This window comes from Thermococcus sp. M36 (assembly GCF_012027355.1).
Lineage (GTDB): Archaea > Methanobacteriota_B > Thermococci > Thermococcales > Thermococcaceae > Thermococcus.
In genome coordinates this window covers 422,310-448,219 of record NZ_SNUH01000002.1, presented here as the reverse complement: position 1 = coordinate 448,219, position 25,910 = coordinate 422,310, and the positions used below count along the sequence as shown (strand labels likewise).

Below are 25,910 nucleotides of genomic sequence, written 5' to 3'. Positions count from 1 at the left end.
CTAAACTGCGGGTGTAGGGTTCTTCTATTCTAAAAAAACCAAATTCCAGGGGTGTTGTAGTTGGCTGAACAGCTAAAGGGAACGACTACGGTCGGCATTGTATGTAAAGACGGCGTGGTCCTAGCGGCGGACAGGAGGGCATCGCTCGGCAACATGGTGCTTTCAAAGGAAGTTACCAAAGTGTTCCAGATAGACGACCACCTTGCCCTGGCAGGTGCAGGGAGCGTCGGCGACATACTCTCGCTAGTGAGGCTCCTGAGGGCAGAGGCCAGGCTTTACAGGGCCAAGGTTGGCAGGGAGATGAGCGTCAGGGCCTTTGCTACGCTGACTTCTAACATCCTTCACGGCAACAGGTTTATGCCCTACTTTGGGTGGTTTCTCATAGCGGGCTATGATAAGAAGCCCGGGCTGTACTCGATAGACATGTCCGGCGGTGTTACCGAGGACAGGTTCACCGCCGCAGGCTCGGGAATGGAGTTTGCCTTCGCGGTTCTTGAGGATGGGTATAGCGAAGACATAGAGCTTGAAGAGGGTGTCAGGCTTGCCCTCAGGGCGATAAAGATAGCCACGAGGCGTGATGTTTTCACTGGTGATGGAATAACCCTCGTTACCGTGACAAAAGACGGTTACAGGGAGTTGAGCAAGGAGGAGATAGAGGCTCTTCTAAAGTGAGGTGGTGACTTTGATAAGGAGAGAGACATTTGTTGATGACATTCTGCGTGATATAAAGGCAGTAATAAGCCAGATGGTTCCCAGGGAGGCCAGGATAACAGAGGTGGAGTTCGAGGGACCAGAGCTGGTGATATACGTCAAGAACCCAGAGGCAATAATGAGGGACGGTGAACTCATCAAGAACCTCGCCAAGGTTCTAAAAAAGCGCATCAGCGTCCGCCCCGACCCGGAGGTTCTTCTCCCTCCGGAGAGGGCAGAGGAGATGATTAAACAGCTCGTCCCTCCTGAGGCTGAAATAACCAACATAAGCTTTGACCCCTCCGTCGGTGAGGTTCTCATAGAGGCCAGAAAGCCGGGTCTTGTCATCGGTAAGAACGGGGAAACCCTGAGGCTCATAACCCAGAAGGTTCACTGGGCCCCTAGGGTCATAAGAACTCCTCCCCTCCAGAGCCAGACGATTTACTCGATAAGACAGATACTCCAGGCGGAAGCCAAAGACAGGAGGAAGTTCCTCAGGCAGGTCGGCAGGAACATCTACCGCAAGCCGGAACTCAAGAGCGAGTGGATAAGGATTACCGGCCTAGGGGGCTTTAGGGAAGTCGGAAGGAGCGCCCTTCTGGTTCAGACAAACGAGAGCTACGTTTTGGTGGACTTCGGCGTGAACATAGCCGCTCTGCGCGACCCCAAGAAGGCCTTCCCGCACTTTGACGCCCCCGAGTTCCGCTACGTGCTCGATGCTGGATTACTCGACGCAATCATCATAACCCACGCCCACCTTGACCACAGCGGAATGCTCCCCTACCTCTTCCGCTACAAGCTCTTTGACGGGCCGATATACACGACGCCGCCGACGAGGGATCTCATGGTGCTCCTCCAGCAGGACTTCATAGAGATCCAGCAGATGAACGGTGTTGAGCCGCTCTACAGACCAAGGGACATAAAGGAAGTCATCAAGCACACCATAACCCTCGACTACGGTGAGGTTCGCGATATAGCCCCTGATATGAGGCTCACCCTCCACAACGCGGGCCACATCCTCGGTTCGTCGATAGTCCACCTCCACATTGGAAATGGACTGCACAACATAGCCGTAACCGGAGACTTTAAGTTCATCCCGACGAGGCTCTTCGAGCCGGCTGTGAGCAGGTTCCCGAGGCTTGAAACCCTTGTCATGGAGTCCACATACGGTGCGGGCAACGACTACCAGATGCCGCGTGAGGAGGCGGAGAAGAGGCTCATAGAGGTCATCCACCAGACGATACGGAGGAAGGGTAAGGTTCTCATCCCGGCCATGGCCGTCGGCAGGGCACAGGAGATAATGATGGTTCTTGAAGAGTATGCTCGCGTTGGGGGTATAGAGGTTCCGATATACCTCGACGGAATGATATGGGAGGCCACCGCCATACACACTGCCTATCCGGAGTACCTCAGCAGGCACCTCCGCGAGCAGATATTCCACGAGGGCTACAACCCGTTCCTCAACCCGATATTCAAACCGGTCGCCAACAGCAGGGAGAGGCAGGACATCATAGACTCCGGCGAACCTGCGATAATCATAGCGACCTCGGGCATGCTTGTCGGCGGACCGAGCGTCGAGTACTTCAAGCAGCTCGCCCCCGATCCAAAGAACAGCATAATATTCGTCAGCTACCAGGCAGAGGGAACCCTCGGAAGGCAGGTGCAGAGGGGCCTGCGCGAGATACCGCTGGTTGGAGAGGGCGGAAAGACCGAGGTCGTCAAGGTCAACATGGATGTTCACACCATAGACGGCTTCTCCGGCCACGCGGACAGGAGGGAGCTCATCAGCTACATAGCCAGGCTGAGGCCGAGGCCTGAGAGGGTGATAACCGTCCACGGGGAGCCCCACAAGTGCCTTGATCTGAGCACCAGCATCCACAAGAAGTTCGGCATCTCAACGCGCGCCCCGAACAACCTCGACGCCATAAGGCTCAAGTGAACCCTGGAGTGATGGGAATGGAGGTTCGCTGCCCCTCCTGTGGCAGGCTCTACTCCTCCTTTATTCCCCCCAGGTGCTCCTGCGGGGAGCCGCTTAGGATAACCTACGATTACGACTCCGTTGAAGTTTCAGCGTGGGAGAAAAGAAAACCCGGCGTTTGGAGGTATAGGGAGCTCCTCCCGAACGTCCCCGAGGTAACAACCCTCCACGAGGGGGGGACGCCCCTTCTCAGGGCCAAGCTCGGTGAAGAGCTCGGTCTCAAAGTCTTCATCAAGGACGAGACGAGGAATCCGACGGGCTCATTCAGGGACAGGCTCATCACTGTGGCGGTCTCCTACGGACTTCCTTACGCTCAAAACGGTTTTGTGGTTGCGAGCAACGGCAATGCGGCAGCTTCCCTCGCCGCTTATGCTGCCAGAGCCGGGAGGAAGGCCTACACGGTAGTACCGAAGATGATAGAGTCCGGGAAGCTCAACCAGGTAGTCGCCTTCGGGGCCAAGGTTCTACGCTACGGCGAGAGCGTCGACGAAGGGATAAGCTATGCCGAGGGCCTCGCCGAGGGGAGGGGGCTGTACAACGTCACCCCGGAGAGCAACCTGATAGGTCTTGAGGGACAGAAGACGCTCGCCTTCGAGCTCTGGGAGGAGCTGAAGCCGACCCACGTCGTGGTTCCCACGGGGAGTGGAAGCAACCTGTACAGCATCTACAAGGGCTTTACTGAGCTCAGGGAGCTCGGGCTCTTGGAGGAGATGCCAAAGCTCATCGCCGTTCAGGCTGAGAAGTGCTCCCCGATAGCGAGCGAGGTTCTCGGGACAGAACCGAAGGCCGAGCCCACGAAGGCCCTGGCCCTCTACGTTAAGAACCCTGTCATGAAGGAGCTTGCCCTTGAGGCGATACACGAGAGCGGCGGGACTGCAGTCCTTGTCGGTGAGGACGAGCTCGACCTCGGTGAGAAGCTTCTTGCCAGGGAGGGCATATTCGCGGAGTATGCTTCGGCGGTGATAGTTCCGGCCCTGCTCAAGCTGGCCGAGGAAGGCTACTTCGAGAAGGACGACAGGATAGCCCTAATCGTAACTAGCTCTGGCCTCAAGGGGCACTACGCCGAGACCAGGGAGAAGTTTGCCATCGGGGGGACGAAGCTGGAAATACTCCGCCTCTTGGGCGAGAGAACCATGTACGGCTACGAGGTGTGGGAGTCTCTCAGGAAGCCGCTTAAGTATCAGGCGGTGTATCAGCATCTCCGCGAGCTTGAGAGCCTCGGCCTGATACGGGAGGCGTACAGGCGGGGAAGGAGGGTTTACTACACCCTGACAGAGAAGGGCAGGAGGTTCCTTGAGACGCTCTCGGAATGATGGGACGGAAAAGATTTTAAAAGCTCCTTTAAAAGCTAACCGTAGGTGAAGAACGTGAAGCTTGCTATCGAGCATAAGTTTTCGCTCTCAGTATACATGTGGGGACTAATCACCGGGCTCATCAGCGGTGCGGCTGCGGCTAGGTTTCAGTACGGCTGGGTGGTAGGCTTGGCCCTATTTCTTGTTGTGGACAAGGTGGTCATGGCGATAATAAAGGAGCTTCCGCCCGACATCGAAGAGGAGCGCCTCATACTCAGAAAGGCGTTCTTCGGATGGTTCCTGTTCTGGCTGTACTTCACGATGCTGAGCTACACTGTGCTCACGAACTTCCAGCCCCAGTTCTACTCGAACCAGAGCCTCCTTTATCAGCTTACCCACAACGGCACGGTGGCGGGGTGAGCCTATGGAGGAGCTAAAAAAGGCAGTTGCACGTGAGGCCCTCAAGTTCATAGAGGACGACATGGTCGTCGGCCTCGGCACAGGCTCCACCACTGCCTACTTTATTGAGTACCTGGGCAAGCTCATCATGGAGGGGGAGCTTGAGGACGTCTACGGCATCCCCACCTCGTACCAGGCGAGGCTTCTTGCCCTTGAGAACGGTGTCCCCGTCCTCGGCCTGGATGAGGTTGACGCAATAGACGTAGCCGTTGATGGGGCCGACGAGGTTGACCCCCACCTCAACCTCATAAAGGGCCGCGGCGCTGCCCTCACGATGGAGAAGATAATAGAGTACCGCGCCGGCACCTTCCTCGTCCTCGTGGACGAGAGCAAGCTTGTCGAAAGGCTGGGTCAGAGAGTGCCCGTCCCGATCGAGGTCATCCCGGCCGCATGGCGTGCCATAGCCGAGGAGCTTGAGGTGTTCAACGCGACGGCGGAGCTGAGAATGGCCAGCAGGAAGGATGGACCAGTCGTCACGGACAATGGGAACTTCATTCTGGACGCACGTTTTTACAGGATAGACGACCCCCTCGACCTTGAGATAGAGCTGAACAACATCCCGGGTGTCGTTGAGAACGGCATTTTCGCCGACATAGCCGACATCGTGCTCGTGGGAACTAGAGAAGGCGTCAAAAGGATGGAGCGCTAATCCCCGTTCGCTGTTCCTGTTCTTTTTGGGACTTTCTGAGTTAAATTTATAAGCGAGTTTGGGGTCATTATTCTCGAACCCTCGCGAGCGGGGGTTGCCGAGCCTGGTCAAAGGCGGTGGACTCAAGATCCACTCCCGCAGGGGTTCCGGGGTTCAAATCCCCGCCCCCGCACCATCATGCAATTTTCAGGGCAACATTTGGGCAGTTCCGTTCTGTGGTTCGTCGGAGGTGCTTTTTCTTGTGATTATTTAGCTATTATCACTGGTCTGGCCGGTGCCATCTGGGAATCCCCGTTCATTGCCAGGGACATCCCCGAAAGGTTTATTAGGAAAGAGCCCGCCCGATGTCCGGAGTTATGCAAAGGTTTATAAAACGTCTCCGGGAACACTCTCCAGTCGAGAAAATCGTTGATAATTAGGGGTGATGCTCATGGGAAGGACTACCAAGGTCGGTTCCGCTGGAAGGTTCGGTCCCAGGTACGGTCTCAAGATAAGGAGAAGGGTCGCGGCCGTTGAGGCCAAGATGAAGCAGAAGCACGTCTGCCCGGTATGTGGAAGGAAGGCGGTCCGGAGGATAAGTACCGGTATATGGCAGTGCCAGAAGTGCGGCGCCACATTCGCCGGCGGTGCCTACCTGCCGACCACTCCGGCAGGAAAAGTTGCCAAGCGCGTCACGGCCTCTAAGGCCTGATCCCTTCCTTCTATTCGGGTGATAGCTATGGTGATGGCCGTTTACCGCTGTGCGAAATGCGGAAAGGAGGTCGAGCTCGACCTCGAGAACACCAGAGAGGTTCGCTGCCCCTACTGCGGCAGCAAGATACTCTACAAGCCCAGGCCGAGAGTGGCCAGGCGCGTTAAGGCGATCTGATTCTTTCGTTTCGAAAGCCTTTTATCGTCCAAAGCGGGTTTTGAGTGAGGGCTATGATGCTGATAACGACTTCCCACAGGCCGACCAGGAGGACAAGGAGCTTCGGACACGACCTGGAGAAGGTGTTCCCCAACTCCCTCTACCTGACCAGGGGGAAGAAGACCATCCAAGACCTTCTCATGGAGGCCTACGACAGGAACTACGAAAGGCTGCTCATAATCAACGTCTGGAAGGGCAACCCGCTCAAGATGACCTTCATCAAGGTTGACCCCGACGACTGGGGCTACCTCGGCTACCTTTACCTACACGGCATAAAGCTCCAGCGCGAGATAGGCTTCAGGGACATAAGGCCCATACGCGAGGAGATGCCGTTTATAGTCACCACGGCCAAGCGTGTCGGGATAGACCATGTTGCCTTTGCCCAGGCCTTCGCCGAGCTCACCGGCGGAAAGTTCGTGCCCAGACGGGAGCGCTCCCTCCTGGGGATAGCCGACAGGTACAACACCGACGTTCTCGGCGTCATCGAGAGGCACCCGCGCGGTATGGCCGTCAACTTCTACCGCCTCGATGTCACAAAGGAAAGAACGGTCGGCCCGCTTATAAGCGTCAAAATATGGATCATGGAGGACGGGAGGAGATGGGACTACAAAGAGGCCCTGGGGCTGAAGAGAAGCAGGAGTGGCCAATCGAAGGAGTGATCGAACTCGTTTTTCCCGATGAGAAAACCGCCGGGATAGTTTATGAGAGTGTCCTCTACGAGCATGAGAGCGTGCCCTATCGGAGAAGCAGGATAGACTTCCTGAAAGAGGGTAAAAAAATAACCATGCGGTTCCTGGCCAGCGACAACTCCGCTCTGAGAGGCACCCTGAACTCGTACCTTCGGTGGATTAAGGTGGCCATGGACTCTCTGGAGGTTTAGTCACTCCTCTGAGAGGCTCCTGAGCTTTTCGCGGCACGTTTCTAGCTCGTTGCGGAGCTGGAGGTTTTCTCTCTTGAGATCCTCTATGCGGTTGAGGAGGTCCTTCTCGCGGGATCTGAGGTATTCATCCAGTTTTTTAAGATCCTCTTCCCACTTGGCCAGTTCGAGCTCTTTCCTCTTGATCTCCCCCAGCTTTTCGGTGTAGTCCCTGATGAGAGCCGATAGGTACCTCTCCTGACTCGCCAGCTCAAGGAACCTCTTGGATACCTCTTTTTTCTCCTCTTCGAGACGGGAGTATTCCTCTGCAAGGCGGGATTTTTCGGTGTTTAGTGCCTGTTTTTCCTTCTCCAGCGCCTCCTCAATAAGCCCAATCCTCATTTCCTTTTCCTTCAGACCCTTTTCAAAGCTTTCCAGCTCCTCCTTCCATGCCTTTAACCTCTCTTCCCGCTTTTCAAGCTCCGCGACCCTTTCCATGAGGATCTTCTCTTTTTCCCTGAGCTCTGCCTCGGATTCCTCAACGTGCCTGATGCTCTCTGTAACCTGGACGAGAAGGGCCTCAAGGGTCTTCTCCCTTTCTTCGAGGGTTCTCTGGCGCTCTTCAAGTTCGCCCTTCAGGGCCTCAAGGCGGGCCAGCTCCTCCTCCTTTCTTGATATCTCTTCTTCCTTCGCAAGCAGCTCCCGTTCCTTTTCGAGAACCTGCCTCTCCTTTTCGTTGAGCTCCTCAATCTTCTCGGTGAGGAAGGTGAGTTTGGAACTTATTTCTTCCTCCAGAGAGGCCAGGTGTTCCTCCTTCTGAGTTAGCCTGGCCTTCAGCTCCTCGATCTCCTGTATCTGCCCTTCCAGGCTTGTCTTCCTCTCCTCCAGGGATGCGACGGTTGCCTGAAGTTCTGACACTTCCTTCTCAAGCTGTATCTTCTGCTCCCTAAGCGCCTCAATCTGGGCAATTTTCTCCTCCAGCTCCGTGCGCTTCTCCTCCAGCCTCTGCTTCTCCTCCTTCAGCATCCCTACCGACTCGCTGAGCAGGGATATCACGTCGTTCAGTCTCTCTATAGACGGCCCGAGTTCGCTGGAAATCTTTTTCAGCATTTCATGGACGTTGGAGTACATCCTTATGTCCTTTTCGAGGGAGGATATCAGCCTATTCACCGCTTCGATGGCTTCTCTCAGCTTTTCTTCGTTGCTCTTGGAGCTGTTTACAACATCGTTGACCCTTTCCAGGAATTCCCGGTACCTCTGGAGGCTTTCCCTGTGCTCCAGAAGGAGGTTCGACACTATTGCGAGCGTGAGCTCTTCTTTCGACAGCCCTTTTCCGCGCTGTACCTTGTCCATTATTTTTCTTGCGTCTGAAGAGTACTTTGTATAGCCCTCAAGCCTCTTAAAATCAACGGCTTCACTCATTTTCATCACCGGTTAAAATTTTGGGGTATGAGAGCATTCCGAGCCGGGTAAAAACTTCACCAAAGTTCTTCAGAACGGCCTCCCGGAGGAGGGCGACCTCTCCCTGAAGGGTGAGGAGCCGTTCTGTGTGTGCATCGAGTATTCTCTCCTGTTCCGTCAGAACGCTGTCAACGTACCTCTGGAGTTCCTCTATCCTCTCAACCATTTGCCCGTACCTTTCTGAGTCCGCCTCGTCGGATCGTTTTATCTCCTCCTTGAGTTCGTATGAGAGGGACCGTATGTCGGATCTTATATACGTGGCCAGTGACTTTGTCACTGACACGGCGTCCGCAAGCTTCTGTATGTTCCCCTCGATCTCCTGGAGCTTTGACATGATGGCATCAAAATTGTGGTCCATGAGCCTTTTAATGTCCTCAAGGGACTCCTTAAGAGAGCCTTCCAGGGAATCAATACGGCTCTGGAGCGAATCTCCCGAAGCCTTTAAGCTGTCCTCGACGCGGGCGACGGTGGACTCTGTACCTCTGATCCTCTCTTCGATCAGCTCTGTTCTCGTGGATATCAGCCTCTCAAGGTCTATCATCTTCGCGGCCATCTGCCTCTGTTCGGTCTGTATCTCTGCCACGAACCTTTTTGTCTCGATGAGGTGGTCAGCGAGATTGCCGAGGCTCTCCTGGAGCTTCATTACCCACAGCCCAATGTTGTGGAGTTCCTCGACTAGAAAGTCAATATCTGTCTCCTCCACGAGGAGTCACCGTTTAATCTTTGCACAGGAAGTATTAAAATGTTCTGATTAGAACACTAGTGTCATTATGTGTCTCCAGCCTTTCTCCTCATCTGGAGGCCGAGAATACGGGCGTGTCCAGCGGCCCCAAACTTTCTTAAACTCTCCCCCTTATTCTAACCTGGCATTGCGATTACGGAGGTGTTGGTCATGCAGAATGTTCCGCCGCAGGTTCAGGCGATGTTGGGACAGCTTGAGAACTACCAGGGGCAGCTCCAGCTCGTCATCCAGCAGAAGCAGAAGGTTCAGCTTGAGCTGACTGAGGCCAGAAAGGCCCTGGAGGAGCTTGAAAAGGTCGAGGATGGGACGACCATATACAAAACCGTCGGAACGCTCATCGTGAAGACCGACAAGGCCAAGGCAGTCGAGGAGCTCAAGGAGAAGGTCGAGACGCTGGAGGTTCGCCTCAGCGCCCTTGAGAGGCAGGAGAAGAAGCTCAACGAGAAGCTCAAAGAGCTCACCGCCCAGATCCAGAGCGCCCTCAGGCCGCCCACCGCGGGCTGACCTCTTCTCTTTCATTACCCGGAGGGGGCTGAAATGGACAAGGGGGGCAGTGGAAAGAGGGTCGTCCACATAGGACTGCCGGAGCTGAGTGAAGAGCAGATAATCGAGGTTGGCGAGCTCGCCCAGGAGACGATAATAGAGCACGTCTTTGATGCCCTCAACAGGAGCGACGTCAAGGACATAGAGGTTACCATGAGGATAAACCGCGGGGAGACCCTCGACCTTGAAATCGAGGTCTACCTTGAGGTTCCGATCTTCGTGAAGGTTGATGTCGAGAAGCTCATCGACGAGGCAGTTGAGAAGGCCTACGAGGCAGTCGAGAGAAAGCTGAGGGAGATAGCCAATGAGGGGAAAGCTCAAGCTTAAGCGCTTCCTTCAGGGATCAAAGGGCAAGTCCTTTCTCCTCCTCTGCCACCACAATGCAGACCCGGATTCCCTCGGCTCGGCGATAGCCTTCGCGCTCTACCTCAAATCACTCGGTGTTGGGGACGTCAGAATAGGCGTCGCCCAGAGCGTTTCTTCCTACGCCAAGAGGCTGTTAACGCTCTCTCCGGTTCCCGTTGAAAAGGATCCAGCCGTTAAAGAGGACGTCGTGGTGATTTTTGACACATCCTCTCTTGAACAGCTGGAACCGATTGAAATTCCCAAAGGAAAGTCCGTGGTCGTCATTGACCACCATGTCGAGAAGGACAACGCGATAAAGGCGGACATAGCCGTTGTTGATTCCTCGAGAACATCCACAGCTGAAATTGTGTGGGAGCTGTTCAAGTACCTCAGTTTCTACGATGAAACTGCTGTTAAGGCCCTCTTAGCTGGAATAGTTACTGATACAGCGAACTTCCGCTTCGCCAATGCAAAGACGTTTAAGGCAGTCTCCGAGATGCTCGAACTGTTCCCGCTCCAGATGGGTGAGATTTTCCAGCTCGTCGCCCCGGTCAGCGACGAGAACATAGACCAGGCGAAGAGGATGGCCATTCTGAAGGCCTGCCAGAGGCTGGAGATTAGAAAGTTCAGGAAGTACATCATAGCGGTCTCGAAGGTTTCGGCCTACGAATCCCTGGCCTGCAAGACGTTCCTCAACCTCGGGGCTGACATAGCCATAGTCGGAAGCGAGAAGAAGGGAGTGCGGATTTCGGCGAGGGCCAAGGAGAGCCTCGTTAAGAAGGGCCTCCACCTAGGGAAGATAATGGAGAAGGCCGGGCCGGTTATAGAGGGCTCGGGCGGCGGCCACGCCGGTGCCGCTGGCGCAAACGGGAAAAAGAACCTTGACGAGGCTATAAAGCTAATCCTGAAGGAGATTGAGAGGTTTTTGAGGGAGGTTGATTGAGATGGCAAAGTGCCCGCTCTGCGGCAGCGCCCTCGACTGGGCGGAGTTAATCGAGCAGATGCTCGCCCTCAATAACGCGGAGGATATAATGAAAGACCGCGAAAGGTTCATGGAAACTTTTGAAGGCTTCGTTTTCAAGTGTCCCCACTGCGGTGAGGAGTTCTATGGAAGGAACCTTCCTGTGAAAGAGGCCGAGAAGGTCTTCGACCTTCTCAACGAATTCAAGGGGTCCATAGACTGGGAGAACCGGAAGGTTCGCCTCAGACTCAACAGCCTTTTGGCACTCGACACGATGCTCGAGCAGTGGGATAAAAAGGTCAAGGGTTAGCGATAGCCTTTTTTACTTTCCCAACCTATTCTTAGCGGTTGGTGGTTCTCGTGGAGGCCGTAGAGCTTTACCTATCAAAGGGGGACTATAAAAACGCCTTGAATAACGCCCTGGGAATAGGTGATCCAATAAAGCGGCTTCTGGCACTGACGGAAGTCCTAACGGCCTTCCCGAGGGACGAAGTTCTGAGCCACATGCTTGAGGCACTAGAATCCGTGAGCGGAACCCCGGAGAAAGCTCTGGCATATTCAATCCTGGGAAGGGCGCTCTACACCCTAGACAGGGACGGTGATGCCGAGGCTTACTTCGAGAACGCCCTGACCCTCGCGGAGAACATAGACTCCCCAAGAATACGCGGTGAGGTCCTCGCAGGAATAGCGAGAAACCTCGTTCTCTCTGATAGATACAGAGACGCCCTTGAGCTGTTCCGTGAGGCCGTTGAACTGCTTCAGGCCTCCCGGGGACTGTCATCAGCTGCAACCTCATCCCTGATAAAAGTGGCCCGTCTGATAGAGAGAAGCGCCGACTATATACCCAACGAGACTGCACTGGAGTTCTACGAGCTGGCAAGGGATGTCTACTCCTCAATATTCTTCAAACTCCAGGCGAAGTACCTTGAGAGGAGGATGGAGCTGATAAGGGACGTCCTCAAGAGGGGAAAGGTTGCCGTTGAGGAGCTCCTTGAAAAAGGGGAAGTCGAACTGGCCATCGAGACCATGCGCTTCCTCCCGCTGGAGGGCAGGGCGATAACAATGCTTGAACTCGCCTACTGGCTCTTCCTCCACGAACAGCCAAGGCTTGGAAGGAGGGTCTTCGATGATGCACTTGAAATAGTCTTCGTGGGCAAGTTCCGGCCCACTGACAACGAGCTAAGCAGGATAGCTAGGCGCTTCCTGCGCATAGGCTTCCTTGAAGAGCCGCTCATCCTTGCGGGGGTCATCAGGGACAAGAGGCTCTCCTCCGAGCTCCTCGGGGAGGTCGCCTTAGCATACGCCCGCTGGGGCGATAAAGCCAAAGCCCGCTCAATAGCTGAGGGGATACAGGACGAAAGCATTAAGAACCGCGTTTTGGAGGCACTGGAGGGTGAGAGGTATGTGGGACACGAGCAAGGATTACCGCTTACTGGTGGCGGAGAAGAGCGTGGAGCTGTTCCTGAAGACGGTGGAGCACGCGAAGTTCAAGGGGAAGTGGAACAAGAAGGGAGCGCAGCAGTTAGCGAAGGAGATGATTCCGGAGATACAGGCGATGAGGTACACCTACGTCGACCCGAAGGAACTGATTGAGACACCGCAGATGAAGGCACTAAAGGAGAAGGCCAGCGGTATAATCGAGGCCCTTGGTGGCGAGGACTGGCACCACAAGTTCCTCAGCCTAGCAGACAAGAGCGAGCGCGAAAAGGTCGAGGAGGCAGTCGCCAAAGTCCGCTTCTTCCTGAACACGATACTTGGACTCGACAGAAGGCTCGCCCTTGGGAAGATAAACGACCCGGTCATCGCGGTGGATATCAAGGTCGGGGAAGTGATGAGCGTCGGCAAGCACCCGAACGCCGACAGGCTACTCGTCACGAACGTGAACATCGGCGACAGAGCGATAACGGTTGTCACCAACGACCTGGCGGTAAAGGAGGGCAACCGCGTCGCCGTTGCTCTGCTCCCGCCGGCTAACTTCAGGGGAATAGTCAGCGAGGGCATGTTCCTCGGTGCTGGAGAAGGCGTCCTCAAGGACGTGAAGGGAGAAATAGGCGGCCTGCCTAAGGGGATTCCGCTTGAGGCCTTCAACGAGACGAGGAACCTCGTGGAGGCGTTTTTGAAGGGGTAATTTTTTGCATTTTTGTTCCGATGTATTCACTAATTCACTAGATTACTCTTCTTTCTTTTAGCCCATCTCCATCGTAAAACCCAACTCCGAATAAATTTGTACTCGAAAAAAAAGGAAGAAGTCTTACTAATAGTAAAAGGAAAAATTTATATATGCTAACGTTCATAAGTGTTATGAAAACTCTCAGGAGGTGAACTGCTTGAGATGGAAGCTCTTGATAGCAGTCCTCTTGGGGCTGCTGATGGTCGGAACTACAACTGGGGTGGCATTAGCTTCTGGGGATTGGAGTGAACTTGGAGAGGGGTATTCAAAGGGGTATTATGAAACTCCCCTTGGAGGAGGGACTGTACACAACAGTGCAGCAGTTGAGAAGTACAACTACTACTGGTGGGATGGTTATGGATATTTGTACGAACTCAAAGAATCTGCTGCCGGTGCTGCAAGAGAATGCGATATCTCCTGTGGACCTGGGATGATAGTAAAGCAAGGAGTAGATCTCATAAAAGACGGAGGAAGTTTTTCTTTCATGACAAATCCATCTGATGGACGTGTGGCTGCAGCATTTCCAGACTCAGGAACTGCTGGTTTATTTGAAGATATTGCACAGGATATAGCAGGAATTGTGGTTAGTAATATGCCCTATGGGGTAGGTTATGCATGCACAGCGGCAGAATTCGCTTATAACCTCAAAAAAGGATATGACACACTCAATAATCCTGGGGACGTATACTTCAGGTGGACGACATATGGAAGTGATGTTGGGCACTTCACACGCTGGTTTGTAGAAATTGATCCGGGCAGCTATGCGGATTTTACAGTTAAGTCAAAAATATACTGGGATCCAGTAGATGCTGCTGTCGTTTCTGGTAGTTTTGAGATCAGAGCACCTTCTTACACCCCAACTATGATGTTGAAAAAAACCAGCACAGCAACTAAAATTATCCAGGGAATAAAGTACAGAGTTATAGGAATTTCCAAATACACAATAAATATTAATGGGAAGATTTACACAATGTATGCCATAGATCCAAAGCATGTCCAAAAATACAAGCGACAATTCAATATTCCGGACATAGTAATTCAAAGGGCTGCAAAAAAAGGAAGCCCGATATACGTTCTGGAAAATCCTCAGGTTAAAGTTTTAAAGATCATGTCCTATGTCGAAAAAGAGGGGGTCACTAAATGAGAAAGAATCATAAAGCTGCCTTCATGCTTCTTTTATCTTTTCTGTTAGTATTAGGAATACTAACATGGGCCAAAGGATATGTTGATAAAAGCCCCTCTCCCGATTCTCCGACACTGGCTCCAGATACAGCTCTAAACATGCTCTACGACGCAAACTTGAGCAACTTCTCACTTAAGCCCCACTACACATACTGGATCGATGGTAAAACCTGCAGGAAACTCTCACCTCAATGCCGAATACTGCGTATGGAATCCATAGTTGAAGTGGGAAACAGAACGTATCTGGCCCTCTTTGATTTCCAAAACAAGACTTTGAATCTGGTCCCGACCAACGAAACCGAAGTGAAGGAATACCTCACATTCTTCAGCGAGCACGGTGGGCGAGTCTTTGCCTGCAACTCGACGGTAACGGTGAGGTACAACAACACCACGGTCAAGAGGACGAATGGCACCTGCATAATCCCCGCAGTGGTTTGGGTGGAAGAAAAATAAGGGGAGCTCGGATAATTGAAATCTTGAACGCCCCGAGAAAGGGCCGACCTCATTGTCGGGGTTTTACGTCCTATTCCTCATTCATTTAGCATTTACTTCACCTTCGTGAGTGCGGCTATGATAGACACCTTCGGAATCGATAAACGCCTGCTGACACCTCTGGTTCTGCTGCCAATCATTCTTTTTGCCTCACTGACAGCACGTTGATGGCCTCGTTCCGCTCCTGCATAAGGGGGTGAAGGGAAATAAAAAGGCCCGTTATCGCACTCTTCACTGCATATACAATCCTTGATTTGATTATCCTCGGAATCTTCAGCAGTCTCAGGGCCTGAAGGCCATTCTCTTCCTCACTACTTCCAGCGCTCTCTCCGCGTCCTCCCTGAACTCCGGGAGGCCCAGTTCCTCCATCGTCTCCGGCAGTGGGACGCCGAGTTCTTCATCCCAGCCTCTGAGCCTGTAGAACTCCTTACGAGCTTCAAGGAAGTCGTTGTAGTCTATGAAAGCGGCGTTGCCCTCAGCCGGACCATCTGGTTCAGGCTCCCACCAGCGGGGAGGAATCGTGTCGTCAAGAGGTGGTGTAACCCAGTCAAGGGCATCATGGATTCTGGCGATGTTCTCAACGGTCCATGCTCTCCTTCTTAGCTCCTCGACCGTCCACTCCTCGCCGGTGACAATGCTGTAAAGCCTCGCCAGGTCCTCCATCCTGTATGGCACGAACTTGCAGGTTCCGAGCATGTCGGTGATGTAGCTCTCGTCCCTGCCCTCTATCATCGATGGCACGAGCTCCTTCGCCGGCCCCTGGTTCGGGAGCTGGTGCGGCCTCGGCCAGCCGCGGAGGTGGGAAGCACCAACGTCGGCCGTTGCATAGCTCAAAGCGTAGGTTCTCCTTCCCCTTGAATCCTAGGCGGGGCTCTCCATGCCCTTGACGTGAACCGCTAGCTCACAGCCCCTACCCAAGCGCTCGCAGGCCCTCTTCACGCCGTCCGCCAGAACCGCGCCGATGCCCTTCCTCTCCGCCATCAGCTTGATGAGCCTCTCCTCAGCCTCCTCATCGCCGAAGCCCTTCACAGGGAAGCCTATCTCCTCTTCACTGATTAGCCCTTTCTCAACCATCTCGAAGAGCCAGGCTATCGTGTTGCCGGTCGCTATGCTGTCGGGGCCGAGGTGAGTGACTAGCCAGTTGAAGTAAGCGACAGCCGGAAAGTTAAAAACCCCGGTTGCCACTCCAAGCATGGCTATGCTCTCGTATTCGGGCTTAACGCGAACCTTCCGGCCTTTGTACTTGACCTCCACATAACGGGCGCACTTTATCGGGCAACTTTTTCCGTGGACGAACCACTCGGGCTCTATCTCGTATTTCTTGACCTCGTCGCTGCCGAGCTTGCTTGCCAGCTCGTCCGGAATGTAGGGCCTTGAGAAGTTGTATGCCGGACTCATGCCAAGGCTCGCGGAACTTCTCAAAGCGTCGCTCGTCCCGTAGTTCCTCGTGTGCTCGTACTTCGGGTTGGTGACGAACTCCTCGTAGAACTCCTGTCACAGCCTCTGGAACTCCTCGGGATTGGCCATCTTCGGCTTCTCGCCGGGCTCGACAACTACAGCCTTTACCATCTTGCTCCCGAGAACCGCTCCGAGGCCACCTCTACCGCTCGCCCGCTCGGTGTCGTAGATTATGTTCGCTATCCTGCTGAGCCTCTCTCCGGCAGGGCCTATCAAGGCCATGCTCGCCTTCGGGTGCTCCTTCCAGAGCTCCCTGGCAACCTCGTAGTTGCTCTTCCCCCAGAGGTGCCCAGCGGGAAGAATCTCGACCTCGCCATCGTGGACGTGGAGGTAAACGGGCTCCTCGCTTTTCCCCTCGATTATGAGGGCATCGAAGTGACCCTTGAGCTTTGGACCGAAGGCGTCTCCACCACTGGAGTGGCTTATCAAGCGCGTCTCGGGACTCTTGCTCACCGCTATCACCTTGCTCGAACCAGGGATTATGCCTGTTAACCCACCGGGAACAAAGACGAGCTTGTTGGCCTCGCTCAACGGGTCCGTTCCCGGCGGAACTTCTCTGTAGATGGTGTAGTACCCCAGCCTCTTTCCGCCTATGAACTTCCTTATAACTTCGTCTGGCAACTCCTCGTAGGTTACCTTTCCCCTGCTCAAGTTCACGCGCGCGATTCTGTTGTGGTAGCCGTACATATCAATCCACCTCGAAGCACTAAAAGCTCTATATTAACGGTAGGTCAATAGCAGTGCTTATATGAGTTATGCTTAGCCTCGTTTAGGAGTTATGTTATTTGAACTAGCTTTTTGTTTTTAATGTCCACTGTGAAGATCTTAACTCGATTCCTGTATTTTGGCTCAGCTGAAGTCCATTTTATAAATGCTTGTACATCGTTTTTAAATAGCAGATACGACGAAGGTGGAAGGACTATCCACAATTCGGATTTAGTATTCAATCTGGTCTCCACGTCTTTTCTTAGCTTCAGTAAAGGGATGGTTTCTCCATAGAAAGTTTCAACTTCAATGGCAGTATCCCGGGTTTTAATATACACATCAATTCGTATGTCTCCCTCTGGATACTCTGTTTCTATGTCCTCTGGATTAACCCCATAATCCTCTACCAATCTTTCAAACACAAAAGCCTTTAAGGCATAGTGGATCAAGCTTTCTCCAGCGTTGCCCTCAATGTAGAGAGCCGAGGGTACTGTTTTGCCTCGTATGTTGATAGTCTTTACGTAGCCTTCCATGAATTCATGATATTGACCCTCAAAGTATGAGACGAGATAATCAAATCCTTCATTTTCAAGAGAAAGCTCCTCGTAAAATCCCCAGAAGTGCTCTATAAGCCTTTCAAAATCTTCTGGCGATTTCAGGCCGAGTTCTATCCATCTAGGAACTAGAGACAATTTGGTATTGCCATTCAAGTTTGAAGTAGCCTTTCTCGAAACAAATATTTTTGTCCTTACCCACTCCAAGAAATCATCATTCCCGTAGAACACAAGAAAGCCAAAACCCTGAGAGAAAAGTTCCCTGACCTTTTCGATGATTATTAGTTGATAATCTTTCAATTTTTCTTCTGGTTTTGTCCGTCCTTCCCATTCAAGAACGAAGATTGAATTTCCGGCTTTGATAGACCTCAACCGCTCAGGGTCTCCGGGCAACAGGACGTGGTATGCAACGGGCAAACCTCCAGCCCTAATTCTGTACACTTCTCTGAGAAGACGTTTTAGGAACTCTATATACCCAAATCTCTTTGATTCAGGTTTCTTGGCTAGAATTATTACTGGGCCCTCTTTGAAAAATGGTGCACTGGTACCAAAAGCCCTTAAAATCATGTCTTCTACGGGAAGTTCAATCTCCGGGACCCCTTTAGGAGATTTGGTAGCTATCAGTAACTTGACTTCTGTCGTTACTGAGAACCCAATGTCTCCTGAGGGTTTTAAAAATATTGGGCTGAATACCGGGAAAGAGAGCGGGTTCAGTTCTCTCCCAGAAGGAGTCCTAACATTATCAGTTACACTAAAGGAAACAGAGCTGGGTTTCTCAAAATGAACTTCCATGTTCTTCCTGAGTATCATATCAATCAGATGCACAACATATGGGCGGAACACCTTGATTTCAAGGGACCTGCTTTTGATTTGTCCGGATTCGAGAAACACAAACTCACCAATCAGATTAACTTTGGATATGTCGAAAGGCTCCGGTGGAGATATGGCTTCCTCGATGTGAGAAGCTACAGTGTTGGGTCTCAGAAACACTGGCGGAATATATGGGACCTGGATTGCTCTCTTCTTTTTAATTCTTGGCCTTTCTATGTTCTCAGTTTCGGACACTATCACATCTGGCTCGATATATGTAACAATGATTTCATCATCCACCCATCGAATTTGTTTCCTTTTATCGACTTTTGTTTTCAACGCTGATTCTCTCATTTTTTATCCCATCCCATGATCACCCGGCACTTAACTTCTTTCTCAGATGCCCTATCCAGAGTGGCAAACCCACAGAACGAGAGAGGAGCTATGAATGCTATGAACTCCGTATAGCTGAGTTCTTTTTGCCAGCCAGATTTGGGTCTTAAGTACCCTCCGCTAATTTGTGTATCTATCTCGTACACCCTAAACGGCTGTTGGACAACAAGCGAGTTGAACCGGTTCCCGTAGGAATATCCGATTGAGGTAAGCGCCCCGTATACGTCCTTTAGTTCATCCAGAGGGATCGTGTTCTTTAGTCTCTCGGAATACACCACAAGGTATTTCTCGAACTCATCTTCGATCCGGAAGAAATTCTCCATGCCCCTAATCTGGAAGAGTTGGTAACAGTCAAAGATAACTTCGTAAATTCTGTGTCCCACGGTTCTTGGTTCTAACCCAACTACCGTTCTCTTCTTCTTTTCTTGCTCCAAGGGAAGGTCAGGTGAAACGATGTCCCTGAGAGAAATGCCGTACTTAGATAAAAGCTCTTGAACTTCGTCAGTGAAAAGTCTTGTATAAATTCCCTCCAGATAAAAACGAGGCGTCGAGCGAATGGAGATTATAAACATTGAGAGGGGGTTGTGGAGGGGCAACAGCTGCTTTGCCACTGAAAGGAGTTCCGCAACCGCTTTGACTCCTGCCACTGGTGATGAGAATGAAACCTCGCTTGTCTTTGGAGGTTCCCTTTCGAGGGCATCAAAGATACCCATGAGCTTCTTTTTCATTGAAGCGATGAGTTTAGTGAATTCCGTTCCCCTCAGCTTTGGAGTGACATTGGATGATGCACTCTCAATGTCTATGCCCTCCTTGAGGTATGAGACTATTCTCTTTAGATCATCTTCTGAGATTCCAAATCCAAGGATTTCCGAGTAGAATCTGGCAAGGCCATTTTCCTCAATATAACCCTTCTCGTTTAGACCACCAAAGAGAACGTACTCCCAGATTTTGTTTTCTCTAATAAGGGCGTCAACAGTTCTATCTCCTGCCTCCTCAAGCAATTTATCCCTCAAACGAAAAACCTCTTCGATTTTTAAGTAAAGGTCAGAAAGTTTTGCCACGTATTCTTCCCATTCTTTCTCATCGTGATAGGGCATCCTATCCTCAATCATTATTCTCCCTCCAAGACAGTATTATTTTAATTCTCTCAACGACTTCTATAGGCACATTTAAAATTAGCTCTTTGGTATTGACGGAGTTTTTCCAGATGTTGACTGCGAAAGGTGGGACAATACTATCGCTACCATATCCACCACTACTGTACACAATTAACCCAGACTTGTACAATTCTTTGGTTATATCCCACTCGTTAAAGTTAGCTGTCTCAATTGTTCCCTGGGAGATAACTTCCCATACCACCTTAAAGACACTTAGAGTAAACGGAAGCTCATTGTAAGTTTTTGGATACACCGACAGAACGACAACGGTAAGTTTGGTCTCTTTTGAGAGAACTCTGATGTTCTCAATTAGTTCATTCTCAAAGTATTTAACGACATCTTTGTTGTGCCTGAGAATGAACCCTGCCGATTTGGATAGTACCTGTGGGGGCTCAATGGAAACAGATTCATAACCGACTTTAAACTCAAGAGTGTCACTTTGGGTTTCAACGTATTTCTGGATGCCCTCCTCAACACTGCTAATTGTGCGGTCGTAGATCTGCCTTGCGGTTATCTTCTCGTCTATTGAACTTGGATTTGTGATAATAGCGTTAAGGGCATTCTGAACACTCGTCACAATCTCGGATTTGTGATCCTTCACTATTTGCTTGGTAATAGATACCACATTCTGGTATTCCAGTATCTTGATGTCACCGACCTCGCAGTATTCTTTCCGGTTGCATTCAACCTCAAGTACTTTGGGATAGCCATACAATTCGGGATGTGCAATCAGCCAAACGGCCAGCAACTCCCTGTACTTCTCTCGCTCCACGAAGTCCTTGGTAAGGAAATCGACGAAGAGTCCTTCCATCTTTTTCTCAACAGCTTCCTTAACTCTGTCCCTTATCATCTCCCTCGTGTCCCTCATTTCCACCAGCTCCTGTGAGGGAGCTTAAGATGACCTTCTCAACTTCATCCTCTCCAAGGACATCGCACAGGAACATAAGTTCTTGGATTAGTTCCTTCCGTTTCCTGACCTGCTCCTTGAACTCTTTCAGCGCCTCTTCCTTTATCTGGCCAAGGGCCACTCTCCCATTTTCAACCCTCATAAGCCAGCTTTCCCCTACGAACGGCCCAACTGATGGGTCAATCTCGCTCACCATATCCACTATAAAGGTTGAGAGTAGTCCCCAGTTAAGCTCTACAGAAGGAGAGTATCCCAAAAGGCGGAGGAGCAGGAGGCCACCCGTGATAGAGCCAGAACCTATGATAGCAAAGCCAGGGGTATCATGGACGGGTTCAGCAAGCCCCCTACTGTCAAAGTGATATATCGAGGCCTTACCCTCTGGATCAACGCTTGACAGGATCATGGTGAAGCTTATCTCAATACCCATGCTCCTCAGCTCTCTAAAGCGCTGGATGAGGACGTTTTCAATCTCTCCAATGAGCCCTCGGAATTCTTCTTGGGAAGGCGTGGTCTCTTTGTTCTCCATGTACTTCCGGGTTATTGAATCGACGACATAATACCCATATTTTATGAGAGCCGCGTCACCAGAACCGCCAGCAATAGCCACAGGAACACCGTTAACAGTTATGGGATGGATTTTCTTTGCTTCGTATGTCACTGGTCCATATGTTACCCGAGAATCGGAGACCATGAGTACTGCATCGTGCTTCTTTTCCTTATCCCAAATCCACTTTAAGGCTAAAACCAGGGTCATATACCCCCACCAGGGGTAATAGCGTTGGCTTAATATTTAACTATTGCCCTGATCATAGCCTGGAGTGTTAAACACACCCCCTCGCTTTTTCCCTATCCTCATCTGAAAGCCTCCAGCCCATGGCACCGAAGTTCTCCTCAATGTGGGCTTTGCTTCCGGCCTTGGGTATGGCTACGACGTTCTCCTCCCAGATGAGGTAGTTGAGGGCCACCTGTGCTGAAGTTTTGCCGTAGGATTTTCCAATCTCGGCCAGACACTCGTTCCTTGCGAGGGCGCCCTTCTCGAGCGGTGTGTAGGCTATGAGTGCGATCTTCTCCCGCTTCATGTAGTCGAGGAGTCCGCCCGTCTCGGGCCACCTATCGCGGAGCGAGTACTTCACCTCGTTGGCAACTATCTCGTACCTTCTCATAGCTTCCTGACTTCTCTTGAGAAGCTCAAGGTCGAAGTTGCTGACGCCGATGTAGCGGATTAATCCTTCGTCAACGAGCTCTTCGAGGGCGTGAAGCGTCTCCTCTATCCTTCCAAAGTCATCAACCGGCCAGTGAAGCAGGTAGAGGTCTATGTATGTGCCGAGCCTCTTTGCACTCGCCCTTGCGGCCTTCTTTGCGCTCTCATAACCGAAGTGTGTAGGCCATACCTTGCTGATGATGAAAATCTCCTCGCGTTCGAAGCCTTTGATGGCTTCTCCCACGAGCTCCTCGCTGTGGCCGGCACCGTAGAACTCGGCCGTGTCTATGAGGTTTATCCCGAGCTCAAGGCCGTGCCTAAGGACCTCAACGCTCTCCCTGTCACGCGAGTAGTCGGGGCTTTCTTTCCCACCTATGCCCCACGTCCCCATGCCTATGGAGGTAACCCTATCGTCGCCTATCTCCTTCAGACCCGAAATCTTCACCATTTGCCCACACCAGGGGAATTAGGAAGTTCAACTTAATTAAAGTTTCCGTCTAAACGTTAAGATGGGCAGAGTTGTGAACCAGGAGGTTTTTAAATTGTAGCTTGTTTTATCCAAGGGTGATACCATGGATCCGATGGCAAAGGTGTTTGAAGAAGCTAAGAAAAACCCTAAAATGAGGAAGAAACTCAAAACAAAGGCAGCATTTTCAATGCTCCTGTTCATTGCGTTTCTGGGTGTTATATTCATAACGATGGGAACGTTCATCTCGGCGAAACAGGGAAGCTTTCTCGGGATGACCCAGCTTGACTTCCTCAAGCTGAGGGCCCGCTACGGACTGCTCATGATGATCCTGATAATAATCCACCTGTTCATGAACAGGAGCATAATGAAAAAGGAACTTGAGCTGTTGAGAGGTTAAACTTCCTCAAGCTTCTTCCTTATTTCCTCGGTGTTCTTTCTCGTCTCCTCAAGGGCGTTCTTAAGGCGCTCGATCTCGACCTTAAAGTCATTGAGCGTCTTGTTAATCTGATAGAAGGCGAATATCAGTACCACAAGGATTATCAGACCGAGGATTATGCTTATCCATCCGCTCGGAGTCTGCATCGGCTCACCTCCCCACGGCATTTTTCAACCCTCCACCAGGTTCTTTATCACTTCGTTATCCAAAACGATTCTGAACTGCTTTGCCCGGTAGTACTTCTTTGCCCTTGGATCGCCGGGCTCAAGACGGAGTTCACTCTCGACAAGGCCAGCTTTCTCAAGTTTCTTAAGGTGAAGGTACAGCAACTGCCTGGAAATGCCAAGCTCTTTTGCCAGCTCGTAGACGTACCACTCCTTTTCGCAGAGCATCTTGAGTATCTTAACCCGTACCGGATTCCCAAGGGCTTCCCCGATTGCCACAAGCTCTTCGATGCTCTGTACCATGGTTATCACGCTGGTTGTCTATTGAAGCACTGAATAAGAAAAGGTGGATAAAGAATAAAAGGTTTCCGTTAGCTCCCAATTATAGAGCGGTACTCATCCTCACTGAGTACTTGCGGGATGTACTCAACACCGTAGCTGTTGCCGAGTATCCTGGTGAATGCCCTCAGGTGGTTTTCGCTCCCTGCCATCAGGCTCTCAAATACGAGCCTTATGTCCTCGTTGTCGGTTCTGGAGAGCCACTCCTTGAGGTCTTTGATGTCGACCTCCTCTATCAGGGCGCCGACCTTCAGGGCCTCGACGTCGTTCTTCTCGCCCCTGCTGACGAGCTCATCGTAGAGGGCCTGGATTTCGGGGTTGCTGAACTCTCCGATGGCTTTTCCCTCAGCGGGATCGGTCAGGTTGTACCTCTCGATGAGCTGGAGCACCATGTCCATGTGCGTCTCCTCGCTCCGGGCTATGTTCTCGAATATCCTCAGCCCTGTGGCGTTGTAGAGCGTCAGGTAGACGTCCCTTGCGAGCTTCTCCTCCTCCCTCATGTACAGTATTGCGTCGATCTCATCCTGGCTCAGCTCCCCCGCTGAGACGTTGGAAATATCAATCATGCCCTCCGCTGGAGCGGCCACACCCTGGCCGTAGCCCCTGTCTTCGGGGGGTCCCTGGGTCCCGGTGGCAGTACCCGTTTCGGTTTCCGTACCGGTGATACATCCCGCCGCCATGACCGCCCCCAACACGAGGGCGAGCACTACAAGCGCGCTAAACTTCCTCATCCTTCCTCACCTTTAAGGACAATTATTATCTCCTCCAGCATGGCCTTGAACTCCTCCCTGTCAAGGCCGTATTTGTATTCTATCTCGGCAAGCTTCTCATCTGGCGATGCCTCTATCCCCCTCTTTGCCAGCTCTTCCACGAGCGCGTTCACGGGGACGCCGTAGTTGTCCGCCAGCTCTTGGAGGGTGTAGTACTTCATCATAGTCCCGGTTATGTAGACTGTTGAGTTGTCCTCCACGGTATAATATTCCTCCGTGCTGGTCTCGGTGTCACCTTCGCCGGTGTAGTAGGCAAAGGCCTGATATCCCGCCCCAATCAGCAGGAACGGTATCAGCAGGGCGGCAATCCCCTTCACCCTTGATTTCCGCAGGCCCATTCTGAGCATTGTTACCATGCTTGTGAACCCGATTATCAGGTGCAGGGCAATCAGCCCTATCATGACGAAGCCTAGGTACGTGTGGACAGCAGTCAGGGTGTCCTTGTCAAGCCCCAGGAACGTCCATCCTATTGAGTCAGCTATCCTCCCGCTCGGTGCGAGGTAAAGGCCAATACCGGTTATCCCAACAACTATGAAGACCACAAGGAGCAGGAAGTCAACAATCCCCCTGAGCAGGGCAGAGGCCTTCATGCTCCCACCTCCGGCGGACATTTTCCAATACATAGTCTCATCCTTTCACCTCCGGATCATAGCGTAAAGTATGATGGCCAGCACCAGTACTGGCAGGATCAGCAGGGCAACCCTGGCGAGTATAAGCACAAAGGCCAGGGGACCGAGCCACCACCAGCCAAAGCCGCGCCTTCCCATGAAAGGACCCCTTATCATGGGACCTCCAAATCCTCTTGGCATCCCTCACCCCTCCAGAGGGAAAAGAAATCAAATGGGCATTCCAATCCTGTGGGCGAAGCCCCTCATCCACGCCCAGGCGTTTCTGAGGGTGTTGGTGATGCCGTCGAGTATTCCTGCCTGTTCCTGGGCTCCGCCGTGGCGGGCTCCCATGGTGCCCATTGCCATGCCCATGCCACCCATCCCGTGGCTCCCAGTGGAGGCGAGTATCTCGTCAACCTGCTCTTGGGGGAGCACCTGGGCGGTGTAGCTCACGCCGAGGGCCTCGAGCTGGCTGGTGAACGCCCTCAGGTGGTTCTCACTGCCGGCCATGAGGTTGCTGTAAACGGTCTTTATGTCCTCGTTGTCCGTCTGGGCTATGCGCTCCTCAAGGTCCTCGATGTCAACTTCCTCTATCAGGGCGCCGACCTTCAGGGCGTCAACTTCACTCTGGCTGCCCGTCTCGATGAGCTGGTCGTAGAGTGCCTGGAGCTCCTCGTCCTGGAAGACTCCGACCTGGTCAAGGGTGTCCGGTGCCGTGAGGTTGTACTTCTCGATCAGTGAGAGCACTGCGTTCATATGCATCTGTTCGCTGTTGGCTATGTTGTTGAAGACCTGCAGTCCCCACAGGTCATAGAGTGTCAGGTAAACGTCCCTCGCCAGCTTCTCCTCTTCGATTATCCACAGGAGTCCATCTATCTCCTCCTGGCTTAGGTCGGCGTAGTAGCCGTCGAGTGTGCTGTTGACCATCGGGGCCGCTGTAGCACTGCCCGCGTACGGGTTTGGCCCGGCACTTCCACGCCACGCTGCAACACCCCCAACGGTGAAGCCGAGCGCGGCCAACACCAACAGGGCAATACCCCAAATCTTCTTCCTCATATTCCCAACCTCCTACATATGTAACTTCAATATTACATATGTAGGCGGGTTTATAAAGTTTTCGGTGGGCGGTCTATTTATGCAAAATCACAGAACGTGGAGCCGGTGAGGACAATTGCCGCTGTGGGCTGATATGTTCTGTACCCGATGGCAGAG

At 52.2% G+C, this 25,910-nt stretch carries 30 protein-coding genes, 1 tRNA gene and 2 pseudogenes; 19 read left to right on the top strand and 14 right to left on the bottom strand.

Annotation, left to right across the window (positions count from 1 at the left end):
- Window positions 1-60 precede the first annotated feature (60 nt).
- From psmB to pcc1, 10 genes are all read left to right on the top strand, one after another.
- Window positions 61-672, top strand: a complete 612-nt coding sequence (psmB, locus tag E3E36_RS10230) for an archaeal proteasome endopeptidase complex subunit beta (RefSeq protein ID WP_167895271.1) — start codon at window positions 61-63, stop codon at window positions 670-672.
- Window positions 673-682: 10 nt separating this feature from the next.
- Complete coding sequence (locus E3E36_RS10225) at window positions 683-2,629, top strand: beta-CASP ribonuclease aCPSF1 (protein WP_167895270.1); 1,947 nt, start codon at window positions 683-685, stop codon at window positions 2,627-2,629.
- 17 nt (window positions 2,630-2,646) lie between these two features.
- A complete protein-coding gene (locus tag E3E36_RS10220; protein WP_167895410.1) occupies window positions 2,647-3,981 on the top strand; it encodes a pyridoxal-phosphate dependent enzyme in 1,335 nt (444 codons plus the stop codon).
- Window positions 3,982-4,035: 54 nt separating this feature from the next.
- On the top strand, window positions 4,036-4,380 hold the full coding sequence (locus tag E3E36_RS10215) for a hypothetical protein (protein ID WP_167895269.1): 345 nt from the start codon (window positions 4,036-4,038) through the stop codon (window positions 4,378-4,380).
- Between the two features lie 4 nt (window positions 4,381-4,384).
- On the top strand, window positions 4,385-5,068 hold the full coding sequence (rpiA, locus tag E3E36_RS10210) for a ribose-5-phosphate isomerase RpiA (RefSeq protein WP_167895268.1): 684 nt from the start codon (window positions 4,385-4,387) through the stop codon (window positions 5,066-5,068).
- 87 nt (window positions 5,069-5,155) lie between these two features.
- Window positions 5,156-5,243 (top strand) — tRNA-Leu (locus E3E36_RS10205).
- Window positions 5,244-5,498: 255 nt separating this feature from the next.
- Window positions 5,499-5,759, top strand: a complete 261-nt coding sequence (locus E3E36_RS10200) for a 50S ribosomal protein L37ae (protein ID WP_014788081.1) — start codon at window positions 5,499-5,501, stop codon at window positions 5,757-5,759.
- 27 nt (window positions 5,760-5,786) lie between these two features.
- Complete coding sequence (locus E3E36_RS10195) at window positions 5,787-5,936, top strand: DNA-directed RNA polymerase subunit P (protein WP_012571411.1); 150 nt, start codon at window positions 5,787-5,789, stop codon at window positions 5,934-5,936.
- Window positions 5,937-5,989: 53 nt separating this feature from the next.
- A complete protein-coding gene (locus E3E36_RS10190) occupies window positions 5,990-6,634 on the top strand; it encodes a ribosomal biogenesis protein (RefSeq protein WP_167895409.1) in 645 nt (214 codons plus the stop codon).
- Window positions 6,574-6,855, top strand: a complete 282-nt coding sequence (pcc1, locus tag E3E36_RS10185) for a KEOPS complex subunit Pcc1 (protein WP_167895267.1) — start codon at window positions 6,574-6,576, stop codon at window positions 6,853-6,855. Before E3E36_RS10190 ends, pcc1 begins: the two co-directional genes overlap by 61 nt.
- Here pcc1 and E3E36_RS10180 read toward each other — a convergent pair whose 3' ends face one another.
- Both E3E36_RS10180 and E3E36_RS10175 read right to left on the bottom strand, forming a co-directional pair.
- The gene (locus E3E36_RS10180; RefSeq protein ID WP_167895266.1) at window positions 6,856-8,259 is read right to left on the bottom strand and encodes a hypothetical protein; all 1,404 of its coding nucleotides are present in this window, start codon (window positions 8,257-8,259) and stop codon (window positions 6,856-6,858) included.
- Complete coding sequence (locus E3E36_RS10175; protein ID WP_167895265.1) at window positions 8,246-8,995, bottom strand: hypothetical protein; 750 nt, start codon at window positions 8,993-8,995, stop codon at window positions 8,246-8,248. The genes E3E36_RS10180 and E3E36_RS10175 overlap by 14 nt, the downstream gene beginning before the upstream one ends.
- A 189-nt stretch (window positions 8,996-9,184) precedes the next feature.
- Between E3E36_RS10175 and E3E36_RS10170 the strand changes: the two genes are divergently transcribed.
- The 8 genes and pseudogenes from E3E36_RS10170 (at window position 9,185) to E3E36_RS10135 (ending at window position 14,688) form a co-directional block, all read left to right on the top strand.
- On the top strand, window positions 9,185-9,538 hold the full coding sequence (locus E3E36_RS10170) for a prefoldin subunit beta (RefSeq protein ID WP_167895264.1): 354 nt from the start codon (window positions 9,185-9,187) through the stop codon (window positions 9,536-9,538).
- Window positions 9,539-9,571: 33 nt separating this feature from the next.
- Window positions 9,572-9,904 carry a DUF3194 domain-containing protein gene (locus tag E3E36_RS10165; protein WP_167895263.1) on the top strand — a complete coding sequence of 111 codons (333 nt, stop codon included), beginning with the start codon at window positions 9,572-9,574 and terminating at the stop codon, window positions 9,902-9,904.
- Entirely contained in the window at window positions 9,882-10,865 is a 984-nt protein-coding gene (locus E3E36_RS10160) for a bifunctional oligoribonuclease/PAP phosphatase NrnA (RefSeq protein ID WP_167895262.1), read from the top strand. The genes E3E36_RS10165 and E3E36_RS10160 overlap by 23 nt, the downstream gene beginning before the upstream one ends.
- A 1-nt stretch (window position 10,866) precedes the next feature.
- A complete protein-coding gene (locus E3E36_RS10155; protein ID WP_167895261.1) occupies window positions 10,867-11,193 on the top strand; it encodes a hypothetical protein in 327 nt (108 codons plus the stop codon).
- A 194-nt stretch (window positions 11,194-11,387) separates the two neighbouring features.
- A pseudogene (locus E3E36_RS13355) lies at window positions 11,388-11,633 on the top strand (tetratricopeptide repeat protein); the annotation flags it as partial.
- A 652-nt stretch (window positions 11,634-12,285) separates the two neighbouring features.
- A complete protein-coding gene (locus tag E3E36_RS10145; protein ID WP_167895260.1) occupies window positions 12,286-13,011 on the top strand; it encodes a tRNA-binding protein in 726 nt (241 codons plus the stop codon).
- A gap of 199 nt (window positions 13,012-13,210) precedes the next feature.
- The gene (locus E3E36_RS10140) at window positions 13,211-14,197 is read left to right on the top strand and encodes a hypothetical protein (protein ID WP_167895259.1); all 987 of its coding nucleotides are present in this window, start codon (window positions 13,211-13,213) and stop codon (window positions 14,195-14,197) included.
- Window positions 14,194-14,688 carry a hypothetical protein gene (locus E3E36_RS10135; RefSeq protein ID WP_167895258.1) on the top strand — a complete coding sequence of 165 codons (495 nt, stop codon included), beginning with the start codon at window positions 14,194-14,196 and terminating at the stop codon, window positions 14,686-14,688. Before E3E36_RS10140 ends, E3E36_RS10135 begins: the two co-directional genes overlap by 4 nt.
- Before the next feature lie 321 nt (window positions 14,689-15,009).
- Here the strand turns inward: E3E36_RS10135 and E3E36_RS10130 are convergent.
- From E3E36_RS10130 to E3E36_RS10105, 6 genes and pseudogenes are all read right to left on the bottom strand, one after another.
- A pseudogene (locus tag E3E36_RS10130) lies at window positions 15,010-16,872 on the bottom strand (aldehyde ferredoxin oxidoreductase family protein).
- Between the two features lie 89 nt (window positions 16,873-16,961).
- Complete coding sequence (locus E3E36_RS10125; RefSeq protein ID WP_167895257.1) at window positions 16,962-18,554, bottom strand: hypothetical protein; 1,593 nt, start codon at window positions 18,552-18,554, stop codon at window positions 16,962-16,964.
- A gap of 50 nt (window positions 18,555-18,604) precedes the next feature.
- Entirely contained in the window at window positions 18,605-19,759 is a 1,155-nt protein-coding gene (locus tag E3E36_RS10120) for a hypothetical protein (RefSeq protein WP_167895256.1), read from the bottom strand.
- Window positions 19,752-20,678, bottom strand: a complete 927-nt coding sequence (locus tag E3E36_RS10115) for a hypothetical protein (RefSeq protein WP_167895255.1) — start codon at window positions 20,676-20,678, stop codon at window positions 19,752-19,754. The genes E3E36_RS10120 and E3E36_RS10115 overlap by 8 nt, the downstream gene beginning before the upstream one ends.
- Window positions 20,635-21,465 carry a hypothetical protein gene (locus E3E36_RS10110; protein ID WP_167895254.1) on the bottom strand — a complete coding sequence of 277 codons (831 nt, stop codon included), beginning with the start codon at window positions 21,463-21,465 and terminating at the stop codon, window positions 20,635-20,637. The genes E3E36_RS10115 and E3E36_RS10110 overlap by 44 nt, the downstream gene beginning before the upstream one ends.
- A gap of 67 nt (window positions 21,466-21,532) precedes the next feature.
- A complete protein-coding gene (locus tag E3E36_RS10105; protein ID WP_167895253.1) occupies window positions 21,533-22,360 on the bottom strand; it encodes an aldo/keto reductase in 828 nt (275 codons plus the stop codon).
- A gap of 124 nt (window positions 22,361-22,484) precedes the next feature.
- On the opposite strand from E3E36_RS10105, the gene E3E36_RS10100 reads away from it, so the two are divergent.
- Window positions 22,485-22,778 carry a hypothetical protein gene (locus tag E3E36_RS10100; protein WP_167895252.1) on the top strand — a complete coding sequence of 98 codons (294 nt, stop codon included), beginning with the start codon at window positions 22,485-22,487 and terminating at the stop codon, window positions 22,776-22,778.
- Here the strand turns inward: E3E36_RS10100 and E3E36_RS10095 are convergent.
- The 6 genes from E3E36_RS10095 to E3E36_RS10070 all read right to left on the bottom strand — a co-directional run bounded on the left by E3E36_RS10095 (window position 22,775) and on the right by E3E36_RS10070 (window position 25,754).
- On the bottom strand, window positions 22,775-22,963 hold the full coding sequence (locus E3E36_RS10095; protein WP_167895251.1) for a hypothetical protein: 189 nt from the start codon (window positions 22,961-22,963) through the stop codon (window positions 22,775-22,777). The two genes, E3E36_RS10100 and E3E36_RS10095, sit on opposite strands and share 4 nt — an antisense overlap.
- 24 nt (window positions 22,964-22,987) lie before the next feature.
- A complete protein-coding gene (locus E3E36_RS10090; RefSeq protein ID WP_167895408.1) occupies window positions 22,988-23,284 on the bottom strand; it encodes a winged helix-turn-helix domain-containing protein in 297 nt (98 codons plus the stop codon).
- A 68-nt stretch (window positions 23,285-23,352) separates the two neighbouring features.
- Window positions 23,353-24,051: a DUF2202 domain-containing protein gene (locus E3E36_RS10085; protein ID WP_167895250.1), complete on the bottom strand. Its 699-nt coding sequence runs from the start codon at window positions 24,049-24,051 to the stop codon at window positions 23,353-23,355.
- A complete protein-coding gene (locus E3E36_RS10080; protein ID WP_167895249.1) occupies window positions 24,048-24,680 on the bottom strand; it encodes a DUF4405 domain-containing protein in 633 nt (210 codons plus the stop codon). The genes E3E36_RS10085 and E3E36_RS10080 overlap by 4 nt, the downstream gene beginning before the upstream one ends.
- Window positions 24,681-24,725: 45 nt before the next feature.
- A complete protein-coding gene (locus E3E36_RS10075) occupies window positions 24,726-24,875 on the bottom strand; it encodes a hypothetical protein (protein WP_167894902.1) in 150 nt (49 codons plus the stop codon).
- Window positions 24,876-24,926: 51 nt separating this feature from the next.
- On the bottom strand, window positions 24,927-25,754 hold the full coding sequence (locus tag E3E36_RS10070) for a DUF2202 domain-containing protein (RefSeq protein WP_167895248.1): 828 nt from the start codon (window positions 25,752-25,754) through the stop codon (window positions 24,927-24,929).
- Window positions 25,755-25,910 lie beyond the last annotated feature (156 nt).